The sequence below is a fragment of the Niastella populi genome (assembly GCF_002078015.1).
GTDB classification, from domain to species: domain Bacteria; phylum Bacteroidota; class Bacteroidia; order Chitinophagales; family Chitinophagaceae; genus Niastella; species Niastella populi.
The window spans coordinates 1-22,971 of record NZ_LWBP01000225.1 but is presented as its reverse complement, the minus strand read 5'-3'; the positions used below and the strand labels follow the sequence as shown (position 1 = coordinate 22,971).

The 22,971-nt window shown below is 45.6% G+C and carries 19 protein-coding genes and 5 tRNA genes; 6 read left to right on the top strand and 18 right to left on the bottom strand.

The features are described from left to right. Positions 1 to 15 precede the first annotated feature (15 nt). The 9 genes from A4R26_RS29405 to A4R26_RS29370 form a co-directional block, all read right to left on the bottom strand. A tRNA-Arg gene (locus A4R26_RS29405) sits at positions 16 to 86 on the bottom strand. Between the two features lie 8 nt (positions 87 to 94). Further along, positions 95 to 164: transfer RNA gene (locus A4R26_RS35245), tRNA-His, on the bottom strand. A gap of 7 nt (positions 165 to 171) precedes the next feature. Continuing rightward, positions 172 to 244: transfer RNA gene (locus A4R26_RS29400), tRNA-Gln, on the bottom strand. 11 nt (positions 245 to 255) lie between these two features. Further along, positions 256 to 327, bottom strand: a tRNA-Asp gene (locus A4R26_RS29395). 84 nt (positions 328 to 411) lie between these two features. Beyond that, a tRNA-Pro gene (locus A4R26_RS29390) sits at positions 412 to 484 on the bottom strand. Between the two features lie 1,073 nt (positions 485 to 1,557). Next, positions 1,558 to 2,262: a response regulator transcription factor gene (locus A4R26_RS29385; RefSeq protein ID WP_242675051.1), complete on the bottom strand. Its 705-nt coding sequence runs from the start codon at positions 2,260 to 2,262 to the stop codon at positions 1,558 to 1,560. Continuing rightward, positions 2,246 to 2,992, bottom strand: a complete 747-nt coding sequence (locus A4R26_RS29380) for a sensor histidine kinase (RefSeq protein WP_081170108.1) — start codon at positions 2,990 to 2,992, stop codon at positions 2,246 to 2,248. The genes A4R26_RS29385 and A4R26_RS29380 overlap by 17 nt, the downstream gene beginning before the upstream one ends. Continuing rightward, positions 2,953 to 3,618: a hypothetical protein gene (locus tag A4R26_RS29375; protein ID WP_081170107.1), complete on the bottom strand. Its 666-nt coding sequence runs from the start codon at positions 3,616 to 3,618 to the stop codon at positions 2,953 to 2,955. The genes A4R26_RS29380 and A4R26_RS29375 overlap by 40 nt, the downstream gene beginning before the upstream one ends. 53 nt (positions 3,619 to 3,671) lie before the next feature. Beyond that, the gene (locus A4R26_RS29370; RefSeq protein WP_081170106.1) at positions 3,672 to 4,184 is read right to left on the bottom strand and encodes a hypothetical protein; all 513 of its coding nucleotides are present in this window, start codon (positions 4,182 to 4,184) and stop codon (positions 3,672 to 3,674) included. A gap of 229 nt (positions 4,185 to 4,413) precedes the next feature. Here A4R26_RS29370 and A4R26_RS29365 point away from each other — a divergent pair, with 229 nt between their 5' ends. After that, on the top strand, positions 4,414 to 4,698 hold the full coding sequence (locus A4R26_RS29365; protein WP_081170105.1) for a hypothetical protein: 285 nt from the start codon (positions 4,414 to 4,416) through the stop codon (positions 4,696 to 4,698). Here the strand turns inward: A4R26_RS29365 and A4R26_RS29360 are convergent. The 3 genes from A4R26_RS29360 to A4R26_RS29350 form a co-directional block, all read right to left on the bottom strand. Beyond that, the gene (locus A4R26_RS29360) at positions 4,687 to 5,796 is read right to left on the bottom strand and encodes a PA0069 family radical SAM protein (protein ID WP_081170104.1); all 1,110 of its coding nucleotides are present in this window, start codon (positions 5,794 to 5,796) and stop codon (positions 4,687 to 4,689) included. The two genes, A4R26_RS29365 and A4R26_RS29360, sit on opposite strands and share 12 nt — an antisense overlap. A 241-nt stretch (positions 5,797 to 6,037) precedes the next feature. Next, on the bottom strand, positions 6,038 to 6,649 hold the full coding sequence (locus tag A4R26_RS29355) for a 2'-5' RNA ligase family protein (RefSeq protein ID WP_081170103.1): 612 nt from the start codon (positions 6,647 to 6,649) through the stop codon (positions 6,038 to 6,040). Positions 6,650 to 6,678: 29 nt separating this feature from the next. Beyond that, positions 6,679 to 7,293, bottom strand: a complete 615-nt coding sequence (locus A4R26_RS29350) for a 2'-5' RNA ligase family protein (RefSeq protein ID WP_081170102.1) — start codon at positions 7,291 to 7,293, stop codon at positions 6,679 to 6,681. A 73-nt stretch (positions 7,294 to 7,366) separates the two neighbouring features. Between A4R26_RS29350 and A4R26_RS29345 the strand changes: the two genes are divergently transcribed. Next, positions 7,367 to 7,801, top strand: coding sequence for a LexA family protein (locus A4R26_RS29345; protein WP_081170101.1), 435 nt, complete (start codon positions 7,367 to 7,369; stop codon positions 7,799 to 7,801). Between the two features lie 613 nt (positions 7,802 to 8,414). Here A4R26_RS29345 and A4R26_RS29340 read toward each other — a convergent pair. After that, on the bottom strand, positions 8,415 to 9,347 hold the full coding sequence (locus A4R26_RS29340; protein ID WP_081170100.1) for a DUF72 domain-containing protein: 933 nt from the start codon (positions 9,345 to 9,347) through the stop codon (positions 8,415 to 8,417). Between the two features lie 149 nt (positions 9,348 to 9,496). Here A4R26_RS29340 and A4R26_RS29335 point away from each other — a divergent pair, with 149 nt between their 5' ends. The 4 genes from A4R26_RS29335 (at position 9,497) to A4R26_RS29320 (ending at position 12,542) form a co-directional block, all read left to right on the top strand. After that, a complete protein-coding gene (locus A4R26_RS29335) occupies positions 9,497 to 10,078 on the top strand; it encodes an RNA polymerase sigma factor (protein WP_081170099.1) in 582 nt (193 codons plus the stop codon). 12 nt (positions 10,079 to 10,090) lie between these two features. Continuing rightward, positions 10,091 to 10,480 carry a hypothetical protein gene (locus A4R26_RS29330; RefSeq protein ID WP_207625849.1) on the top strand — a complete coding sequence of 130 codons (390 nt, stop codon included), beginning with the start codon at positions 10,091 to 10,093 and terminating at the stop codon, positions 10,478 to 10,480. Then, positions 10,458 to 10,721, top strand: a complete 264-nt coding sequence (locus A4R26_RS29325) for a hypothetical protein (RefSeq protein WP_081170098.1) — start codon at positions 10,458 to 10,460, stop codon at positions 10,719 to 10,721. Before A4R26_RS29330 ends, A4R26_RS29325 begins: the two co-directional genes overlap by 23 nt. 273 nt (positions 10,722 to 10,994) lie before the next feature. After that, positions 10,995 to 12,542, top strand: coding sequence for a sulfatase family protein (locus A4R26_RS29320; RefSeq protein ID WP_081170097.1), 1,548 nt, complete (start codon positions 10,995 to 10,997; stop codon positions 12,540 to 12,542). Positions 12,543 to 12,654: 112 nt separating this feature from the next. Here the strand turns inward: A4R26_RS29320 and A4R26_RS29315 are convergent, their stop codons facing one another. The 5 genes from A4R26_RS29315 to A4R26_RS29295 form a co-directional block, all read right to left on the bottom strand. Further along, positions 12,655 to 13,485 (bottom strand): N-acetylmuramoyl-L-alanine amidase, encoded by an 831-nt coding sequence (locus tag A4R26_RS29315; RefSeq protein ID WP_081170096.1) that lies wholly within the window; start codon positions 13,483 to 13,485, stop codon positions 12,655 to 12,657. Positions 13,486 to 13,583: 98 nt separating this feature from the next. After that, entirely contained in the window at positions 13,584 to 16,052 is a 2,469-nt protein-coding gene (locus A4R26_RS29310) for a TonB-dependent receptor (protein ID WP_081170095.1), read from the bottom strand. Positions 16,053 to 16,999: 947 nt separating this feature from the next. Continuing rightward, a complete protein-coding gene (locus A4R26_RS29305) occupies positions 17,000 to 18,508 on the bottom strand; it encodes a recombinase family protein (protein ID WP_081170094.1) in 1,509 nt (502 codons plus the stop codon). Between the two features lie 124 nt (positions 18,509 to 18,632). Continuing rightward, the gene (locus A4R26_RS29300; RefSeq protein WP_081170093.1) at positions 18,633 to 21,740 is read right to left on the bottom strand and encodes a type IV secretion system DNA-binding domain-containing protein; all 3,108 of its coding nucleotides are present in this window, start codon (positions 21,738 to 21,740) and stop codon (positions 18,633 to 18,635) included. Positions 21,741 to 21,744: 4 nt separating this feature from the next. Further along, on the bottom strand, positions 21,745 to 22,383 hold the full coding sequence (locus tag A4R26_RS29295) for a hypothetical protein (RefSeq protein ID WP_081170092.1): 639 nt from the start codon (positions 22,381 to 22,383) through the stop codon (positions 21,745 to 21,747). Positions 22,384 to 22,971 lie beyond the last annotated feature (588 nt).

Sequence of the window (22,971 nt, the reverse complement as noted above, 5' to 3'; positions counted from 1 at the left end):
TAAAAAATATTTTTGCCGGCTCAGAAAGATTCGAACTTCCATCTCTGCGTTCGTAGCACAGTATTCTTCCATTGAACTATAAGCCATTTTCGGGTGCGCTGCGGGGTTCGAACCCTGTTCCCCTCATTCACAGTGAGGTACTTTACCAAATAAGCTACAGCCACCATTTTGTTGCCGGGGCAGGATTCGAACCTGCACCATCAGGGTCAAAGACTGAGATGCTCAACCATTACACCACCCAACAATCATATATTGCGGTTAGTACGGGAATCGAACCCTTGTCTTCGGATCGACAATCCGGGATGTTAGCCTTTACACCAACTAACCGTTAAGAGCAGCACCAGAGACTCGAACTCTGTCGTCCTGATTGGAAGTCAGGAATGCAACCATTAACACCTGTGCTGCTTTTTGTATAGGAGACAGGACTCGAACCTGCAGCCTCCCCGATCCAAACGGGGTATCCGACCAACCGGAATACTCCTATATGTTGTAGCGGTCATGGCAGCCGCTACAAGTTTTCATAAGGGTTTTAGTTTAAGACAGGTTTAATGGTCAATGAATGTTTTGGAAAAGCATCCGCCAGCCGACGGACGCTTTGTTCTCCTCCTTTTAGAACCACTTATATCTTTACTAACTTTTTATCGTACCTGAAAAGCGGCAGGGTGTCTTGTATCTCTTTCATCTGAATTCTTCTGCCCGCCTGCTTTATTTCCCTTTGTTCTATTGTCGAATAAAGCCACAATGAATCTGATCATAAATACACTCATTAAAAGTTTCATCACTTACACTCCTTTTACTTCGCATCTGAAGTTTTTTATTTAATTACACTTTGTCTACCTGACTTACGCCAACAAAAAAGCCCGGTCGTTTTGTCGACCGGGCTTTTTATTCGATGCCTGTACATTACAGTTTCGTATAAACACAACCTGGTCGTATTCGATTATGATAATCCTCTTTTTTGCCGCCACTGATACATACCACCTCTTGCGCATTTGCACACGTATTCCATTGGATAAATCGTTCTGAACTATCCATCTTCATCCGTCGTATGTATTGCATCGGTATCGGCATCAATTTTTTATAGTATTTAGATGTTATTATTAATAAATTTCACAAAAAGGTGTTCAAAATATTTGAATATCGGGAACACTAACTATTACACACACATGAATATAACACACCAATCCCTATGGGTCAATGCTGTTTATTTTTCTTATAAGGCTAAAAACAAAAAACCCCGACGAATCTGTCGGGGCCTGTGTTATATTGAATTAGTTTGTTCAACTTATTCTTCAGCGTAACACGCCCCGCAAACAGTAAAGTCACCAATCGGACTCCAACCGTATTGTGCTTCTATGTTTAAATGTTTGCGATTCATGTTTCGTTTATTTGTTTATGCAAAGGTGTTAATAATTTTTCAATTACACCAAATAATTTTCAAAGTTTTTAAAAAATATTTTTTTTCTACCCAAACTCCTGCCTGATATCTTCGGTTATGCATTGGGATTAATTACAGGCAAGGCAGGTGATAGTCAACAGGGAAATTAAACAACGCTATCAAATATTTCCGGGCTTGTACAGGTTATTCTTGATCGCATAAATGATGATGCCGGCCGTGTTCTTCACTTCCATTTTTTCCATGATCTTTAACCGTAACCCTTCAACGGTGCGTACGCTCAGGAAGATCTTTTCGGCAATTTGTTTACTGGTGAGGCCATTACAGATATCGGCAATGATGTCGATCTCCCGTTCATAAAATTCGGGTTTCTGCTTTTGCTTATAAGGATTGAATTTGCTTTTGGCAACCATTTGTGCCAGCTTGTTAGAGGTATGGCGGCAGTAGTAAGGTTGTTGCTGGTACACCGATTTTATCGCTTCAACGATCTCGTTCTTATCGGCATTCTTTAAAAGATAACCGCGGGCACCGGCTTCCAGCATGTCGATAATGAGGTCTTCTTCATCGAACATGGTCAGGGCGATAATACCTATATGCGGATAGTGCTCGGTAAGATGGCGGGTGGCGGCAGCCCCATCCATAACAGGCATTTTTACATCACTGATCACTATATCCGGCTGCTGCAGTTTTACCTGTTCAATGAGGTCTTTTCCATTGGCAGCTTCAGCTACCATTAAGATATCCGGTTGTTTTTGCAACATTGCCCGCAGCCCGTCGCGGAAAATTTCATGATCGTCTGCAATAGCAACTTTTATATTGCCATATGTTTTCATAAACACCTGGTTCTGGTCAAATAGGAATTTCAATTGTATAAGTAGTTCCCTTACCCGGCTCACTGTGACAGGTAAGCTCGCCGCCCATCACCTCGGTTCTGCTTTGCAAGTTACGAAGTCCAAGGCCGGGATTGTCCTTTACTTTCGCAAAATAATCAAAACCTTTTCCATTATCGGCGGTCATCAGCAAAAGACGGTCGCCTTCCGTAACTATTTTAATGATTAGCAGGGAGGCCTGGGCGTGTTTTACGGTATTGTGAAGAATTTCCTGGATGATGCGATAGATATTGATCTCTTTGTACTGGTTCACGTGTATATCCCGCTCACATATAAATCTTATTTCTAATCCGTAGGTGTCGCGGTTGTTCTCAATAAATTCGTTAATGGCTTTTTGAAGTCCTTTTCGAACGAGCGTGTTGGGCATCAGGTTATTCGAAATTTCCCGCAGTTTTCTGATTATGCTATCAAGATGGGTGCTCGATTTGCCGATCACCGCTTCATCGTCGGGATCGGTGGTATTGAGGCTGTTGATCTGAAGTTTTACGGCAGACAGAAGAGGGCCCAGTTCATCGTGAAGGTCAGAGGCTATACGCCGGCGTTCTTTTTCCAATGTATCAATTTCGGCCTGTATCTTTTCCTTATGCAGTTTCAGGCTGCGGCGCTGATAGCGTATAATGGTGATAATAAAATATAGTAAAATTATACCTACTACCCCTACTACTATCAAAACAGACTGGTAAAGTTCTTTTTCCTGGGTATCCATAATATAGCTACTGCATACAAAAGATTAACCAATAAGTTTGAATAAACACTTATCGACTGCAATTCACGCCTGAATGCTTTGCTCATACTTTGAACGAACATCGATAAGCTGGTTGATACAACAACTATAAAGAACGAATAAAAAATGATTATTCCCAAACAAATCCAGAATTTGGGATTCCTGAAAATACTGCTGCGTTCGTGAACCACCATTTTATTGAATGTATTCACACTGAAAAAGATCAGGGCAAACGCATACAGGATAAAGAAGTACATATTATGCTTTATAAAGCCGGTCAGCAGTATGTTTTCCAACAGCCATATGACGAAAAAAATGCCAGCGATGGTGATACTGGTCGATCGCTTTCTGTTAAACAAGCCCCAGTTATGAAATAACCAAAGGAAAAGGAAGAAATCGACGAATGAAAACATGTTCAACACCAGAATGAACGCGTCAGGATGCCCTGTAACGGTAAGGATCCTGTTAAGTATTTCTACAACCAATACTACAGTTACGCGATAAATGAAGGGATAGTAAGATGGATCTATCCTTCGAAATCTTACTATCCCGATTATTACAGCAAATCCGATGCTTAAACTTAGAATAAAACGTACGGTAGCATCCATTGTTTTGAGAAAATCTCAGTCATTGATATGGTAAAACAATTCTTTCTTTTATACTAAGGTTCTATATCGCATGGAGGGCTGCATTGTCCATACTCCAAACCTCCATCCTCAGTACCAGCCTGTGCATTAAGGGCGCCTCTTTTGTTTTTGATGTATACATTATTACCTGCAGAGTCAACGCCTACGATCATCATGCGCAGTGACTTTTTCTTCTCGGCCCCGGGTTTTATTCCATAATAGAATTTAAGCCCTACCACTTTGGGGTTTTGGAAAAACTCGACAATCGAAGCTTTGTTGAATGTTTCGCTATCGGGGATCATCAGATCAGGGAACGATCTCCTCAGGCTGTCGCGGGTAGTTCTGAAATCTTTTTCATAAATGTCGATGCTCATCACCGGAATAAAATGGTTCTTTCTTCCAAGCTCTGAAGTATCATTCGGAACAGGGATACATACCAGGTCTTTTTGACCGGTTTCTTCTTTACAGGAGCCGATCAACAAGACTCCCAGCAAGATGATAATTAATTGAGGGTAAGTCAACAGGGACTTTTTCAGGTTAGTTGCCATAATTAAAATTTTGGTTAAACGGGGCGCTAAAGGTATTTGTTAATACATGGCGGAAAATCCGTAGAACTACTTATTTTACATACAGCTACTACCTTAATCTTTTGGTACTTTAACTCTTGCCATTCAAGGTGATGTGAAGCAACTTTGAGGCAACGAATACCCCGTTCCCAGAGTCACATAGGAAAGGTTCGGCCCGATTGAACATTAATAACTTTTAATTTTAACTTCCATGAAACAGCAACACTCCTCCATTAGTAAATTTAACCCTGTTTCGCCAAAGGAACTGGCTTCGGAATCCTTTCAAATGATCCTGGCTGACTCGGTTGAAGTAATGGAATATTATTACAGAGGTAAGGTCCAGGAACTGGAACAATCTCTTTCCCGGCTCAACATTCTTGAACATGCCCGGGAAATATCGGGCCTTTGCAAAGAGATCGTACGCACAAAAGAAGTAATACAAAAGATAATTATAAAAAAAGGCGGGTCAAATACATCGCATATCTCAATCAAATAACCTTCCCTGTGCACCTGGCCTTCTGAAGCTGGTTGCATCAAGATCTAATTCTTCAGCGTTCATTCCATAGAGTTTACCGTATTTGCGATATTGCTGGGCAATGATCTCAGCAATATCGCCTTCGCCCCTCATGCGCACACCCCACCGTGAATCGTTTACCTGGCCGCCATGGCTTTGCTCTATCAGATGCCAGACTTTATCGGCCCGGTCGGGAAAGTTTTTATGCAGCCAGTCATGGAACAGTAGTTTTACCGAGCCATTCAACCTGATAAATGTATAGGCCGTATAGGTTGCCCCATGTTCTTTGGCAGCTTTCATGATCCGCTGCATTTCGTGTTCATTCAAACCCGGTATCATTGGCCCCATCATAACCCCTACCCTAACCCCGGCCTGGCTAAGCTCCTGTATAAGTTTTAACCGTTGCATGGAAGTAGTAGTACGTGGCTCCATTACACGGCGCAAGTCTTCATTCAATGAAGTGATAGTAACCAATACTGAAACCAGTTTCTTCTTAGCCATTTCTTTCAAAATGTCTATATCACGCACCATGCCCCCATTCTTGCTGATGATGCCTACGGGCTGATTAAATTCCCTGCAAACTTCCAGTAACGACCTTGTTAACCGGTATTTCTGTTCGGCCGGCTGGTAACAATCGGTATTACCGCTAAGGCTTATTGGCACACCCTGCCACCTGGGGTCCATTAAAAACCTGCGCAGCAGTTGCGGCGCATTCGTTTTAACGACGATCTTTCTTTCAAAATCAAGTCCTGCGCTATAACCCCAATACTCATGGCTGTTACGGGCATAACAATAAATGCAGCCATGCTCGCAACCCATATACGGGTTCATGCTGTACCACATACCCACATCGGGACTATTCACTTTATTTACCAGCGTTTTTGCTTCCTGCTCAATATACCGGGTAGGCTCCTGGCTTTCGGTCCAGTCGTCAATGCCTTCTACGTGTTCCTTAACATGCTGATCTTTAAGGAACCTGTTCTTTGTATTTACCTGGGCACCCCGCCCTTTTTGGTAATTATCTTCTTCTGCCATTTTACGCGGCATCACCCGGTAACTTTCCTGCTTTTTCTCTTTCATTTTTACCTCATGAATGGTGAATGGTGAATGGTCAATGGGGAATGGGGGTTCGCGAAAATTGAGATCTATTTACGACTTTGCGCCGCCCGAGATTCTTTGCCGATTAAAGATTGCCGATTGCCGAAGGAGGCCGCGCTGCGGTTTGCCGATTAACCCGTCCGACACTCCTCCCGAAAAATCGGGAGGAGGTGGCAACACAAATTTGAAAGATTGAACTGAAACAACTCCACAACAAGTATGACTATACAAACAACTCCCCTTGTTTTGTCGTAACGGGTAAATTCATAAACTCAAAACGCTGGGCTATCATCCATGATTTATCACCCAACCTGCGTTTGAGCAATAACATATTATCGGCAATAAAAGAACCGGTGAATTGCCGGTGCGAAAACTCAAGCCAGCCCTTTTCAAATTGCCACGGCACCAGTTTTCGACCGATCACAATAAACGGCTCATCAATAAAATGTGGCTTATGTTCATTATCCAGTTTCATAAGCCTTTGCGCATCACGGATCTCGCGCACCAGGTTCTGAATGGGTATTTTAGTGGTAACATTTACAAATATGGTATGTGAAGGAAAGCTTCCATAATCTTTTAACCCAACCTTAAATGGTTGAAAACCCATGCCTATCACCTTTAACCGGTTCACGATCCGCTCTTCCATCATTTCCAGTTGTGTAAAGCGAACCAGTGCAATATTCGGCTTACTGATCAGGGCAGCCGAATTTTTATACGTTTCGCTAAACTCATTTCTGAGCCTGGTTATTTTATTACGCAATTCCTCGTGCGGGTTCAACACCAACATGTATTCGTTAACCCTGCAACCTGGTATAGACTGAATACTGATTTTCATAATTGAATTTTTGAGGATGAGTTAAATGGTTAAGCTACTTCACTATATGATTTATGATTAGCCGGCAAAAACCGGAATACGTTTATGGTTTTACTGGTTGCGAACGGATGATCGCGTGCAAGCAATACCAGTTCCGTGGCCATAAAGCGGGCCCGAAATGTTTTTCGTGAATACACCGGCATAGCCTGCTGGTAAACCGGCTCGGGCAATTCATTGGCCAGCACTATATGCGGTATCCGTTCAAAAGCATGGCCACGCATGGCATGTACATGACCATCAAGCGTTTTCAATTGGGCAGCCAGTTGTTGTACCGGTTGCGGATCCTGCACCCGCAGGTAAATGCTATGCTGGGGAAGACCGCTATAATTGTTAAGTGTGATATCAAAACTGTTCAGCTGGCTGCAGATACGATGGATCCACCGGATCAGTGTTTCTTCCATTCCTTCGCCCGCATAAAAGCCCGCCACCATAATATTTGGGAACGAATTCACAACCGATTCCACGCCATAATTCATATAGAACCGTTGCTTTTCAGCCATAATCTTTTCATACACAACAGCATCAGGATATATCACCAGCCTGTATTCCCGATGACCGTTGCCAGGCCAGGCTTCAGAAACGTTTTTTGCTAACCCGGTATTCATAAAACATTTTTTATTGGATTATAAATTTAGCATAAATTTACTAAATAATTTAGTACACCAAAATTTAAATTATATGGAGGGGGAGTTTTTTAATGAAACATCGAATCGCGGAACTAAAAAGTTCCCGCAACAGGATGTTAAAACCGCCGATGCTACCGGTATTGGTGCGGCAGCAGACGATTACATGGAAGGTGGTATTGATTTAAATGAACAACTAATTCGAAATAAACCAGCCACTTTCTTTTTGCGTATGCGCGGCGACGCTATGACGGGTGCAGGCATTTTTGACGGCGATACCATTATAGTAGATCGCAGCCTGAAAGCTGAGAGCGGTAAAATAGTGGTGGCATCGCTTAATGGCGAAATGCTTATCAGGCGGCTTGAAAAAACATTCAATAAAGTACGGCTTATCTCTGAATCACGTAAGAACGCACCCATTGAAGTAGATGCTTCATGCGATTCACTGGGCATATGGGGCGTTGTTACCTACAGCATCCATGCCATATAAAAGCTAAACGCTCAACGCTTAAGGCTGAACGCCAGCCGCGGAATTACGTTCTGCCCGAATAATTTTCGAAAAAGCCCGAAACGCGGGATGTAGATTTCCGCCTTCCGCATACGGCGTTTTGCGTTTTGCGTTCAGCTTAAGCCTTCGGCCTTTTGCATTCAGCGTTGAACGTTGAGCCTTTTGCATTCAGCTTTAAGCCTTCAGCATTTTGCTTTCAGCGTTCAGCGTTCACCATATCACACCATTCCATTAAACCATCCTTATGTTTTACGAGTAGTCCCGGTTTCGGGACTACTCCAAACTCAACAGCTAACCCATACTGCCGGGTATAACCAGGCCATCGTAAAATCATTTGTTATGAAAGTAATTGCTGGTTGCAACAGTTTCTAACTTAGTCATTCCGTTTTATGGGAAACACTTTGCGTTAATGGATTTGTTCTTTTCATTTAACGAAAAAGACTTTTCGTTAAACGATTTGTCATTTCCGTTTAATGCAAAACACTTTCCGTTGAACGATTTTCCAATTCCATTTAGCAGGAATCATTTTTCGTTGAACGATTTGTTCATTCCGTTTAACGCAAAAGCTTTCATTACAGGTTCATTGTCAGGCTGTTTACTCAAAGAATTTTATCTGCGAACCCGCCGCCTGCCCTTCCGGCGCAATGAATTTCGGCTGTAATAACTGCAATCCGCATGCGGTATTGAGCTTATCGGTGAAGTAAATGATCAATTCGGGTGAATACAACTCCTCTTCCATATGTACGAAAAAATACAACTCCTGCAGCCCCTGTTCAACCCAGCTAATAATGCGTTCGATCCACGCATCGAGCCGCACATAGTCAGACGCATGCAGGCTATTGGCCACAAAACGTACAAATGCTTTTGGAATAGTAAGGTGCATATGAGCGCAATCTCTCCGCCCGGCAGTATCGGTGATAACCGCACCCGTTTGCTGCAAATACAAGGTGTTGAACAACTCCTTTCGTACCTGCTCCAGTGCAAACCAGTCGGGGTGGCGTACCTCCAGGAAAAAAGTAATCTCTTTTGGCAGCGACTTTATAAATGTAAACAACTCCTCTTTCCGGGCCGGCCCGAATGAATCGCTCAACTGCATAAACACGGGTCCCAGGTGCTTCCCGAACGCGCTTACTCCCTGCAGGAACTCGGCGATCATTGCATTCTTACCCAATAAACCGCCCTGGTGCGTAACACCCTGGTAAAGTTTGGGACAAAAAATAAAGTCGCGCTCACCGGCTTTACCGGCCCATTTGGCAATGGCGGTTTTGTCGTAAATTTTATAATGGGTGGCATTCAGCTCAATACAGTTATAATGCTGCACATAGTTGTCGAGAAAATCTTTCTCCCTCGCTTTTGGCGGATAAATTTTACCTACCCAGCCGGGCACGCCCCATTGCGGGCAGCCGATACGGATCTTAACCTGGCTTCGCTTTTCGCCGCCGAGGATCTTTTTATTGCCCGGCGGATCGGCCGGCAGGCTGAAATTCACCGTATTCAGTTCACTTTCAGGCAGTTTGCCAAATTTCATATGAGATAAATTAACGGGTTTACCTGGTTTACAAGTTAATAAGTTGACGGCATTTTTACCCCGTCAACTTGTTAACCCATCAACTTTTCAACTTTTTACCCCATCTTTAAAATATAACTATCCACTGGTCGTCTACCCAGGTATAATACATGAAGGAGACGCTCACGATAGCACCAGGCATGGCGGCAGACAGGAAACGCAATATTACGCAGGTCATTACCGACTATAGCAAACGTCTTATGGGGTTTATCCGCAAACGGGTAAACAATGAGGCCGATGCCGAAGATATATTGCAGGATGTGTTTTACCAGTTCATTGGTAACACGCAGCCTATTGAGCAAATGACCGCCTGGTTGTTTACCGTGGCCCGTAATAAAATTATCGACCGGCAAAGGAAAAAGAAACCGGAAGCGCTGGAGGACCTGTTTGGTGAAGAGGAAAGCGAAGAGGGCGGACTAAACTGGACTGAGTTCTTATTCGATGCAAGCGATAATCCCGAAAAAGATTACCTGCGTACGCTTTTCTGGGAAGAACTGAATAACGCACTGACTGAATTACCCGAAGAGCAGAGACAGGTATTTATCTTAAATGAACTGGAAGGAGTACCATTTAAAGATATTGCCGAACGAACCGGCGAAACGGTGAATACGCTGCTTAGCCGTAAACGGTATGCCGTATTGCACCTGCGCAGCCGGCTTAGTGTGTTGAAAGATGAATTATTAAATTATTAAACAACGTGTAACATGAAACGAAGATTCTGGTTTGGCAAAGCTGTTATGATCGTGGTATTCTGCACGGCTTTTGTCATGTTGTTCAGCTATATAGTAATGCGCCTCTGGAATGGCATATTACCCGATGTACTGGGAGTAAAGGTCATTTCTTTCTGGCAGGCCATGGGTATACTGGTATTGTCGAAGATCTTATTCAGCGGCTTTGGCGGTTTCGCCCATAAAAAAGAACAATTCAAGAACCGGTTCAGGCAAAAAATGCTCGACAAGTGGGAACACATGACGCCTGAAGAAAAGCAAAAGTTCAAAGACGAATGGAAGAACCGGTGCAGAGGATGGGGCGGCCGGTTCAACGATAAAGATTTTCCAATAAACGAACCCAATGAAACCCGTGAGAACAAGTAAAACCGCATCATTAATACAGCCCATACATATGGAAGTGCTTGTATTTAAAACCAACCTTCGCTATAAAAAGCAAATAGATTCGGTAACTCCGCACATCAACAACCTGCAGGGAATCAGCCGCTGGAATGTTGACCTCGACGATATAGATAAAGTGCTGCGTATTGAGTCGGACAACCTGAGCCCGCGTACGGTTGAAACCACTTTACAGCAGGCCGGGTATCATTGCGAGGAACTTCAATAAAAGGCAAAACGCCGAACGCTTAACGCCGGTCTCCGAATTACGTGTGTTCCGAAAACTTTCAAAAAGCAGAAAATCCGGGAATTTAGCGTTCAGCGTTGCACGTACCGTATTTAGCATAAAAAAGTTAGTACCTTCATAAGTATACAAAGAACGCCTGACAATGATCTGCGAAATCATTCTTACCTGAATAATTTACAAAGCTAACACTCCTGATTCAGCGTTCAGTGTTTAGCGTTCCGCCTTTAGCATTACAGAACAAAAACGAAGCTTGTTATGAAGTTACTACTACTGCTATGCATGCTGACGTCTCTTTCAGGTTACTCCCAGCAACGTGCCAACATCATCTACATCATGAGCGACGATCATGATGCGCATACCATCAGCGCTTATGATAAAAAACTAATTCAAACACCCGGTATCGATCGCCTGGCCAATGAAGGCATCCGGTTTACCCGTTGTTTTGTGGGCAACTCTATTTGCAGTCCGGCCCGCGCTACCCTGCTCACCGGTTTGCATTCGCATAAGAATGGGGTGAAAGATAACTATACCCCATTCGATAGCAGCCGCACCACCCTGCCTAAGCTATTGAAACAGGCCGGTTATGAAACCGCGCTTATCGGCAAATGGCATTTGCATTCGTACCCTTCCGGTTTCGATTACTGGAAAATATTACCTGGCCAGGGTTTGTATTATGCCCCCCGTTTTATAAATATGAACGGCGATACCAGCGCAATTGAAGGCTATGCTACCGACGTAACCACCAATGAAGCCATCGACTGGTTAAAACACCGCAATACTAGCAAACCCTTTGTACTGTTACTGCATCATAAAGCGCCACACCGTAATTTCTTACCGCCGCTGAAGTACCTCGAGCAGTATCATACCAAAGTATTTCCTGAACCGCCCACATTATACGCTGATACCGCAGGTCGTGGCAGCGCATGGCGTATGCACACCATGAGCATTTTGCGCGACATGAAATTAAGCAGCGACCTTAAAGTTGACCCTTCCTTTTTACAGGATATTGCCGAATTAAAACCCGACGCCGGGGAAATAGCCTGGTACAATGGCTTAATGGATCGTATACCCGAACCAGATCGTACCCGCATGAAAGCCATATATGCTGAACGCGGCCGGCAAATACAGCAGTTAAAACCTACGGGCAACGCCTTACTAAAATTGAAATACCAATGGTATATGCAGGATTACCTTGCCTGTGTTGCATCCGTCGACGAAAATACCGGGCGGCTGTTGAATTACCTCGATGAATCGGGATTGACCAACAATACCGCTGTTATTTACACCAGCGACCAGGGATTCTATCTGGGTGAGAACGGCTGGTTCGATAAACGGTTCATGTACGAAGTAAGTTTTCAAACCCCGTTAATGATGCGTTGGCCGCAACATATAAAACCCAACACAACCAGTACCGTTCTGGCGCAGAATATTGATTTTGCACCTACCATTTTAGATATTACGAATACCCCCATACCTGCCGAAATGCAGGGCAAAAGCCTGGTGCCCGTTATTACAGGAAAGCAAAAAGGCCTTAACCGGCCCTATTTATATTATCATTATTACGAATACCCCAAAGACCATTCGGTATTACCGCACCTGGGTATACGCGGCGACCGGTATAAATTAATTTATTTCTATACCGTAAATGAATGGGAGTTGTACGATCTGCAAACCGATGCCCGGGAGCAAAAGAATTTAATTCGTTCGCCCAAACACCAAACGCTGATCGCTCAATTGAAAAAGGAGTTGCACAAACTACGCGATCAGTACGATGATCATGAGCCTGCCGGCGTTTTACGCTGAACGCTAAATGCTGAAGGCTTAACGCTGGTTTTCGAATTTCGGGCTACCCGAAAAATTTCGGAGGCTCAAAATCAGGCATAGCTTTTTTTTTCAGCGTTCAGCCTTAAGCGTTTTATTGGTACCTGCGTGAAAGATCGAAAAGGATCTTTTTGTCATCGGCTGTCAATGAACGTTTGGCAATGGTGTCCTGCGGCACAAAATGCAGTTTGAATGACCGGATGGCCGCCAGTGTATCTTTTATATTATAACCGATGATGCGTAATGCCTGGGGAGCATTGAAATATTCGGGCACAACTACCGCCGTAGTATCGTACCACAAACCAAAACCCCGGTGTGCCAGCGTTTGCCATGGGAAAAAAGCGCTGGGGTCGACCTTGCGGCCAGGTGCAATATCGGAATGGCCAATAAAGTTGGCCGGGGGAATTGAATAGTTCCTTTTCAACGTATCGAGCAATTTTATCAAACTGGTTATCTGGGTTTCGGGAAACGCTTCTCTGCCGTTATTATCCAATTCAATACCTATACTGCTTGAATTGATATCGGTAAAATTACCCCATCTGCTTACACCCGCCTGCCATGCACGCAGGTAATCGTTCAGCATATGATGTATGGTGCCGTCTTTACATATGACATAATGGGCGCTCACTTTCGTACGTTCAAGGGTGAACGTTTTCAACGTTTGCTCGCAGGAATTTTGCGCCGTATGGTGTATGATCACAAAATTCGGTTTACGCAGATCGAAGTTGGTGGTTCCAACTGCATAAACCGGCATGATGGCCGAATCGAGAAAGAGTTTATTGGGAACAGGCCGAAGGCTTTGGGCTAACTGTTTCGCGTGTTTTTTGTAATGTTTGTTTGTTTTGGCATACGGATTATGCGCACAACTGTAAACGAAAGCTGAAAATGTTGCTACAATTAACAAAGACCCTGCAAATACACGCATAGTGAACGGTTTTTAAAACTATCCCTGCAAAGTAGGGAAAAAGAAAATGTGCCACACCTTCAGAGATGTGGCACATTTAAAAAAAATCGGGACTATACTTATTTCTGATTTCCAGCGCCTATTCCGCCGCCACTATCTGCTGCACGTTTGGTTTCCTCTTCCAAACCTGTTTTGCGCTGACGGGCCGCTTTTACCTGGCTGTTACCGAACCGGTAGGTGAAGTTCAGCTTAAGCTGACGGCTTTCGAAATTACCACTGGCCAATGTACTTTGGCCGGCAAAATTGCTGGTGCCTCTCCACTTGAATGTTCTGAAAATATCGCTTACAGACGCCTTGATACTTCCATTCCCTTTCAGGATGGTTTTCTGTATACCACCATCTACGCTCCAGATCTTACTGCTCTTGATGGTTCCCTGCCAAATAGAAGGAGAAGAATACCAACCGCTCATTTCACCAGTCCAGCCCTTACCTAAACGGAAAGATTGTTGTGCAAAGAATGTGAAGGCATACACTTCGAGGTCAACTTTGCGATCAACACCCAGATCGGCTTTGTAATGCGAATAGTAAGCATTCAGGTTACCAAAGATGCTATACCATTTGTACTGGAACGGGTAGCTGATATTCAGGCTTACGATATCCTGGTTGGCCAGGTTCTTTTGGGTAATGAATGATTTCGATTTCTCCGTTACGTCAACCAGTTGCGCAAAGATATCTTTCACGTGGCTGTAGTTCAACGTTGTATTTAACCGGTATTTGTAAGTATGGGTAACACCAAAGCTATTGGTGTATTGTGGCTGCAAACCGGTATTACCTTTCTGGAAGGTATACTCATCCAGTTTGAATTCGAACGGGTTCAGGTTCTGGTAATTGGGCCTGTCGATACGGCGGCTATACGTAAAGCTCCACTGGCTCATGGGCTTTTTATTTAAAGTAATGGCCGCGCTTGGGAACAGGTTGGTATAATCACGGGTGAATGTAGAATCATAGTCTACAAGGGTGCCGTTATCGTCTTTGATGCCCCGTGAGCGGCCGGTGGCATGGGTATTTTCAACCCGCAAACCAGCCTGGATCATAAACCCTTTGAATTGGCGGTTGTAGTTTACATAACCTGCGTTTACATTCTCTTTATAAACAAAATCATTGCTTCGGAAGACATCCAGGTTCTTGATACCTGATGCAGGGTCAACATCGTAGCGGTTGAAATCATTGTTACTTTCAACAAATGAAATTTTACCACCGAGGCCTAAACGTCCTTTTTTAAAGTTCTGCTCATAATCGGCCTTTACACTGTATATATCGATATCCGTTGGCGCGTACATATGATATATACGGCTATACAGGTAATTGTTATCTGGATCGCGGTATTCGTTAGGCTGGTACTGATCGCTTTTGTTCCGGTAAGCACCATAGTCGGCGTCAACATTCAGCTCATGACCGGTTGAATCGGCATACCTGTAATTCAGGTTCGCGTTGATATTGTTCTTTTTGTTCGCATTCGTATTGTCGGCGATCAATACTCTGTCAAGTTGTTTATTGGGAATATAAGAGATGTCGGTACGGCTGTAGTTATTCATATCCATATCGGAGAAAGAACCATTGGCCATAATACCGATCGTACTTCTCCTGTTCAGAAAGTAATCTGCACCGGCTTTAAAGTTATGGCTCCTGTTATCGATATTCAGTTTCGACTTTTGCTCGAACAGGGTATCCAGTACTTCGCGGCGCAGGTTGATATTATTCTCATTGGTATTATCATTATAGCTATAGTTACCAAAGAGGTTAACGTGTTTGTTGCGGTGGTTCAATGAAAAACCGCCATTGTATTTGGGTGTAATACCCTGGTTAAAACCTGCATTTATTGAACCGTTGGTACCATACGATTTATTTTTCTTCAACCTGATATTGATGATACCGGCATTACCGGCCGCATCATATTTGGCAGAAGGGTTGGTAATGATCTCAATGGCTTCAATAGACGAAGACTGCAGGGTTCTCAGATAATCTGACAGGTCTTTACCTGAAAGCGGCGTTGGCCGGCCATCGATATATACCTGTACGCCATTCTTTCCGGCTAAGGTAAGATTGTCGTCTTTATCAACCACCACGCCGGGGGCTTTACGCAACAGATCGAGCGCATCCTGCCCTACGGAATTAATACTTCCTTCTACATTCAAAATAGTTTTATCGGCTTTTACTTCTACCATTGGCTTACGGGCGGCAACAACCACTTCTTTCAACTGGCCGGTTGCCTTGACGAGTACCACTTCAGGAGCGGTAACGTCACCGGTTCCGCTTACGTCAAATGCAGCAGAACTTTTTGCTACATGACCTGTATATGAAACAGCGACAAAATAGCTGCCCGCATTGATGCCGGTAAATGCATATTGACCTGAAGTATTGGTAGCGGCCAGTTTAACCAATGCTGAATCTTTTACTTTCTTCAACGCTACAGTGGCTCCGGACAAGGACTTACCCTGATCATCCTTAACATTACCGGTTATTTGTTGTGCTTTGGCAATAACTGCGCAAAACAACAAAGGCAATGCTAATAAAATCAACTTTTTCATGAATTAAGATATTTGCAGTTTAGTCGGCAAAAGTATCGGCGTGTTACGGTCATATTCCTCTGTATACACAAACGGTTAATTACAACTATTAACGGTTACGTTATAACATGCAGGATTTATAACGGGTTGTTGTAATATCTCTATTTACCAGGTAGAATAATTATACCTGCCCGATAAATGTTGTATCATTGACAATACAGATTATACTTTTTTACTTACGCCAATACTTTTTTACCAGGTGATATAATGTTTGAGATTATCTTTTTGTTCTGATGACCCTTATCGTCTGAATAATTTTTGAACTTACAATTGTTTGTATGCCATCTTGTTCTTCTCATGATCATATTTCCACCCGATCTGTATATGTTACTATTTCCACATTTTACCACTCAAATACTAACTTTCACATGCATAAATCCGCAGTTCACACACATTGGCAAAAAACAACAGGAACAACTTATTATTTTTGACTCCTGTCGACAACCGACTCAACCTTCAGTTCATATACATGCGCAGGAAATTGCCGATAACCGATTCCTTAGTGCTTAAGCGCCCCGGTAGAAATATCCTTGTTGGTTACATGCATTCGTTACAAGGCGTTTCGAATGACATCATGTACCTGTTGAAGAACCCTAACCGGAAAACGAATAAGGCCACGTCTGAACCACAAGCATTGGAAAATTCATTACGGCAAGGAGTTGGCCGGGCTGGCCACTCTTCCTGCGCTTACCTATGCACTCTTTTAACTCGCAAGTAGTAGACCTTAATAAACAGGGGTTCCGGAAAGATCCTGCTTCGGCAGGATCTTTCATTATGGTCAATGGGCAATGGTGAATAGCTCGCGACCTTCGGGATTAATAACCAACCTTGCGCCGCTCGAATTTCGAGCCCGATTGCCGATTGCCCCCATTCCAATTAGCAAAGTTAGTAATTATTTACTAACTTTGTTAGCACAATGAAGCGCTCTCGCCTTGTGGATTATTTCCGGCTTTTCCGGAAGTGGGGGGTGTGAGGGGGCGGAACCGGAGCTTGAATGTTATCTTTTCAGTCCCGACGGCTATGCGCTCCGTAATGATTTCCACGATGTTGCGCTTTTCTTCAAACGGCATGGTCGGCCAGTTTTCGTATAACTTTTTCGCTTCGTGCAATACGGTATCGGCAGAAAGATGCTGTACGCGCAAGGTATCGAGTTCGGCTTCAAACTCCGGGATTTGCTGTTCAAACCCGGCGAGCCGTTCTTCGAGCGGTTTGTAGTGGGAAGTGAATCGTTCGGGGGTAAGTTCCTTGTTGATCCGCATGGCAACCAGTTCGTCCATCTGCTGCCGGAGTGTTTTTGCTTCTTCTTTTGCCAGGGCAATCAATGCTTCCTTTTCCTGCATGAGCGTGGCAGATTGCGTCGCAAATTTGGCAACATCCATATCGACGAGCAGGAACTTTTTGAGCCGTTCATAATAGATGTCGTCCATGCTCGCCACCGATACCCTGTTCTTGCACTGCTTGCATGAGTACAGCGGGTTCTTGTGATATACGTACATTTTTTTGCCGCAGGTGCAGGCAACGAGGCCGGCAAGGAGGTATTGGCTGTTCCGGCCCGGCTTCTTCCGGTTGCGCTTGTTCAGGTCGAGATACCGGATGCATTCGTCCCATACTTCCTCCGAAACAATTGCCGGGCATGCAATGAGTATCCATTGTTCCCGCGGCTTCAGCAGCCATTTTTTTCGGTCGTTGGTTTCGGTATAGCAGGCGCGGCGCATGCCCTTGGCCGCCGGGTCGCGCAGCAGGCGTTCAATGGTGGTTTCGGTAAAGAGGGCGCCAGCACGGGTGCGGTATGACAGCCGGTTCAGTTCCTTTGCCACGGTCTGCTTCCGCTTGTACTTCAGGAACAACTCATACATCAGCTTTCGCACTGGGGCTTCTTTTTCGTCGATGACAAAGTGATGCGCTTTGCCCTCCTTTATCCATTTATACCCATACGGCGCCGGCCCGCCGATGCGTTTGCCGAGTTTGGCCCGGATAGTAACGGAGGCGGCGACGCGCGAGGCAATTTCTTCACGCTCCCACTGTGCCATTGCTGCAATGATAGTGTAGAACAGGCGGCCAGCTGGGGTGCTCGTATCTATCGCTTCTTCAAGCGACATCAAATCGGCATGGTGTTCCTGGAAAAAATCTGAAAATCCCAGCAGTTCCTTGGTGCTCCGGGCCAGGCGCGCCAGCTTGGAAAAAATGAGGCCGGTAATGTGGCCGTCCTTCACGTCTTTTAACATGCGCTTTGCTTCCGGATGGTGCATCACGGCTTTGCCGGAAACCCCTTCGAGGTGATATACCTCCCGCACTTCCCAGCCGCGGGCTTCTGCATAGGCGCGGCCGCGGTGCTCGTGGTGTTGCGGCGATTCTCCCTGGGCTTGTTCTTCGGTGCTCACCCGAATCCAAATGCCGACGGCTTTTTTAACGTCCATGTGCTAAACATTTTTGAAGGTGAAAGAATTGTGAATGTGCTTTGCGTTTATTCTTTCAAGCGAATACAAAAAGCATAGAGAGAAAAAATTGCCATTTCTGGCAATTTTCTAATTGATGTAAAAGCTATTTTTTCTTTTTCCGCAGCGCACTCACCATTTGCCGGGCCACCGCTTCGCGCTGCCGCATCGCTTCTTCGTCTGTCAGGTCGCTGAATTCTTCTTCGATGATAAAGCCGTGCATGCGGGTTTCGGTGGGCGGTTCAACCGGAATCGTGTCGAGGTAGCCGAACACGCCATCGCGGTCGAACACGAATACCTTTGCCCGCTCGTGTTCCGGCACGTGCTGGTTAATAACCGCCCGTATCTGGCCGATCTTCTTTTCACTATTATGAACACAGACAATCACCGTGTCATATCCCGCTGCAAGGCACTTTGAAACATTGTGCAGTTCCCAGACGGGCCTGGTGGTTACGCATACCTCGACTGCTATTTTGCGGGTCGGCGTTTCAATGGATACATCGACAAACCCGCGCAATTCCGGCGTTGGCGCTTCGCAGCTTGCCTTGAATCCGCGCTGCCGCGCCATCACTTCGATGCGCCGCTTCAAACCATCGTGCTCGTTCCGCTCATCATTTTTCAAATATTCCTGGGCTTTGGGCGTGGCGGTAACGTCTTTTGTTTCGGTGATTGCTTCCGGTGCTGGTGGTGCTGGCTCTTTCGTTGGCGTTTGGGTACGTTGTTCTTTTTCTGTCTTTTCTTGCGGTGCTTCCTGATCCTTTGAGACTTCTTCAAACGGTATATATTCTTCCTTTGGCATTCCTGGCTGTTCCTTCCTTTTCTGCTTCGGTTCTTCCGCTGCTGCGGTGCGCATACTCTCCGCCAGCGTTTCTTCAACTTCCCGCCTTGGTGTACCGTATGTGTATCGAGAACAGGAAATAATTTGTTCCTGTACTTCGCCTGGCACATCCGATGTTTCAAGCGGTACTGTGTTCAATGAAAAATCGAACTCCGGCTTTTCAATGCGGGCAATGGCTTCGCCGGTACCCAAGTTTTGCAGGTCTTTCGCATCAAAAAAAGAAAAGCCGTCTTCGAGTTTGCGGGCATCGGTTTCGCCTAAGCGAAAGCAGATGCGGGTTCCGGCATTCGCCAGGATTGCGCTCGCAAGTTCAGCATCAGAAATTTGCGCTAACTGCTGGTGCGCCAAAACCAGCCCCAGTCCGTACTTCCTGGTGCCGCTCAAAATGGAAGACATGGAGGGCGTAATGAAGTGCTGGAACTCGTCAACGTATAAAAAGAAGTCCCGGCGGCTTTCCTGCGCTTGTGCTTGCCGGGCCATGGCCGCCTGTTGGATTTTGGCCGTGATGAAGGTGCCTAACAGGTATGAATTTTCGGAGCCGATCAGCCCTTGCGAAAGTTTGACCAGGATAATTTTTCCTTCATCCATCATCCTGCCGAAATCGAGGCTTTTCTGCTGGCAGACCATGTTGCGGATGAGCTTCGGCCGCAGGAAACTGTCGAGGCGGGTCAGTATGGATCCGACAGAACTGTTCTTCAAGAGCAAATATTCGCGCTGCCAGTAATACAGGACGCTCGGGTCGGCAACCGTCCGCAGAATGGCATTTCTGAAACTGGTATCAACCAGGAAGCGCCGCAAATCTGCCAGCGTCCCGCCCTGGCTGCTTTCCAAAAATGCCAGGATCGCGTTTGCAAACACGCTGTTCATCTGGTCGCCCCAGCTCGTCGACAGCCGCTTAAAGGCGGCAACCAAATCACTGGCCAATATGTCTTTTTCTATTTCGCTGTGTGCGGACAGTATATTGAATCCCACCGGATGCTCGGCGTCCGCGGGGTCAATAATCAGTACGTCCTTTGCTCTGCGTTCTGGTATGTACGTCAGTATTTTTTCTACGAGATCGCCATGCGGGTCTAACACGCAGACGCCGGTATTGTTGCGGATATCCTGCACGATCATATTGAGCAAGAGCGTTGACTTGCCGGTGCCGGTGCCGCCGATGATGTGCATATGCTTGAGGCGATGAGCGGTGGGAATAGAAACGGAAGTCTCTTTTCCCTGGTGCTTGTTCTTGCCGAGCAATAACCCTTTGCCAGCGGCAATATTCGGGGCCGCTTTGGCCTTGCGGGTATCGCGCACCAGCTTTTGCGAAGGAATAGTAACGGATGGGTAGTGCACGAAGTTCGCCAGCTCCTTGCTGTTGAGAATCATGCCGAGCCGCTGCGACCTTCTGAACAGTAGATCACGCAAGTGTTCAGCATAATCATACTCATCATTGGAAAGCAGCATCAGGCTGTTGCCGGCACTCTTTGACTGGCGCACCAGCGCATCCCCCACCGCCCAGGCAAGCCGATCCGCGCTTTCTCCATCACCGGCGCTTGCCATGACACGGATGATCGAAGCAAAGAGCGGGGCGGAAATTTTTTGCTTCGCCCCCGAAACCAGCTCCGGCGCATCTTCGAAAAAAGACTTGCCATCCTCGTTAGTAACTGAACGCACGATGCTTTCTGCCCACGGGTTCTGGCATCCCTGGAATATGACCTGCACCGCTGCCCGCTTTCCTGCCGGTATATGTTCCAAGATTCCGAACAGGCTGGCATGCGGGTCGAAGTCCAGGCTGTTTGGCATGGCAAGCGGCAGCATGAACTCATGCCGCAAGCCGAGCTCATACACCTGCACTGATTCCACAAAAATGCCGAACAAGGAATCTGCATCCTCAATCAGGCTGCATCCGGGGAAATAGGCGCGCAACTGGCCTTGCAGGTATGCCGAATCGTCATCGGCGCAGACGAATTGCACCTGGATCGCTTCTGCTGTTGCCACCAGCTCGAATGACACCGGATAGCTGCAGGCAGCGAGCATGATAAGCAGTTGCTCCGTCTCGAACTGCGGCACCTTCTGTCCCTTCGGAAATGACAGGGCGAAGAACCGTAAGGGATACTCGTCCTCAAACGGAAATGCCTGGATCATGCTTTCCTCCGCCGGTTCCGGCTGCTTCGGCGGGGCAAACAATTTTTTCAGTTCACCTAATATGCCGCCCACCAGTCCCGGACGCTTGCCATCGTCAATGATCGGGTTGTTCCAGGAAACTTCCTGAAATATGAATGGCACAAACGCAGGCTCCGGGTGCACGGGCACCGGGAATACATGCCAGCCGCGCCCGCGTTCATCCCAGGCATTGAACTGTTCAGTGCGTTGTAGTGAGGGCGTATAGAGCATCGTGCTAGCCCCTGATTGCTTCTATGGCATTGCCTTCAAGCTCCTTATGGCCCCGGGTGCCGTGCTCTTTTGAAACAAGTTCCACCACTTCCTTCAATATCGCATCAACAAACTCCTTGAACATAGCCTCGGAATCCATTTGATAGTATGTTTTGCCAAATATCGCCAGTTCAAGGAGCGGGCCGATTTTTGGAATAGCGCGCACCAGTTTGCGTATGACTGTGGAGGTATCCACCTGCCAATATGAAATGAAAAACGCATGGCCGAAGGGTGCGGCGCAAATATCAAACACATGCTCTTTGCGGGAAACGCGCAAGTACTCGCGGTTCGAGGACAGCATGCCGCCCTCGGGGTGGGTAACGCGCCGCACCTTAACGTCAGGCAGCTTCATGTCGCGGATATAGTTTTCCAGGAAGCCGTAGAAGTCGTTGGATGAGAGATGCAGCAGGTTGAAAGGTTGCAACCAGTGCTCGGTTTCGAGGGCGTTGCGGCGCATCTTGCCGACCAGGTATATGATAAATATGATAAAAAGGCAAAGGATAAGCGCCATCAGGAATTGCAACAATGAGATTCCGGGAGAAGAGTAATAAGAAGGAGAATAAGATTGGAGAAAATAGAACTGCAAGAATACATGCGCAAGCATTGTTTTGGTTTTTTACGGTTAGTGATGTGGGTTAAAATCAGGACAGGGATGGGAAAAGGCGTATAAAAGGTATGAAAAAATGAGTTTGACTGAACCGTGAAAAACACTGTTTTTCTATATGCCCGAATCAAACATCCGATACAACCGTATGCACCTGTGCATACGGTTGTATCGGATGCGCCAACAGCGTTGTGTAGCCGGGACGTATTCTAAAGTCCATCGCTGGCGGCAGGTGCTTACTGGGGTTTTTGAGAGTTTTAATTTTTGTGACTTGCATACCAGTTCTAGCGCTTATAGTAAAACCACAAAAAAGGATCATAGGATTGAACTAAAAAGGGTGAAATCACGGTTACCTATTTCATTTGATTACGTTAGCTTAGATTAACCCAATAACCAAAACTTGTTATTTTATCAAGTATATAATTTGCTGTCGTCTCTGGTTGATTTTCTCCTATGCCAACTCGAAAATACAACCGATAGCCTTTTAATTTTTAGTATCATGTGCCAGGGAAAAAAGGATTACTTACTTCATAAAACCAGATTCACCAATATGGTGCGCATTTACTTTATTTAAAACAGAACTATAAT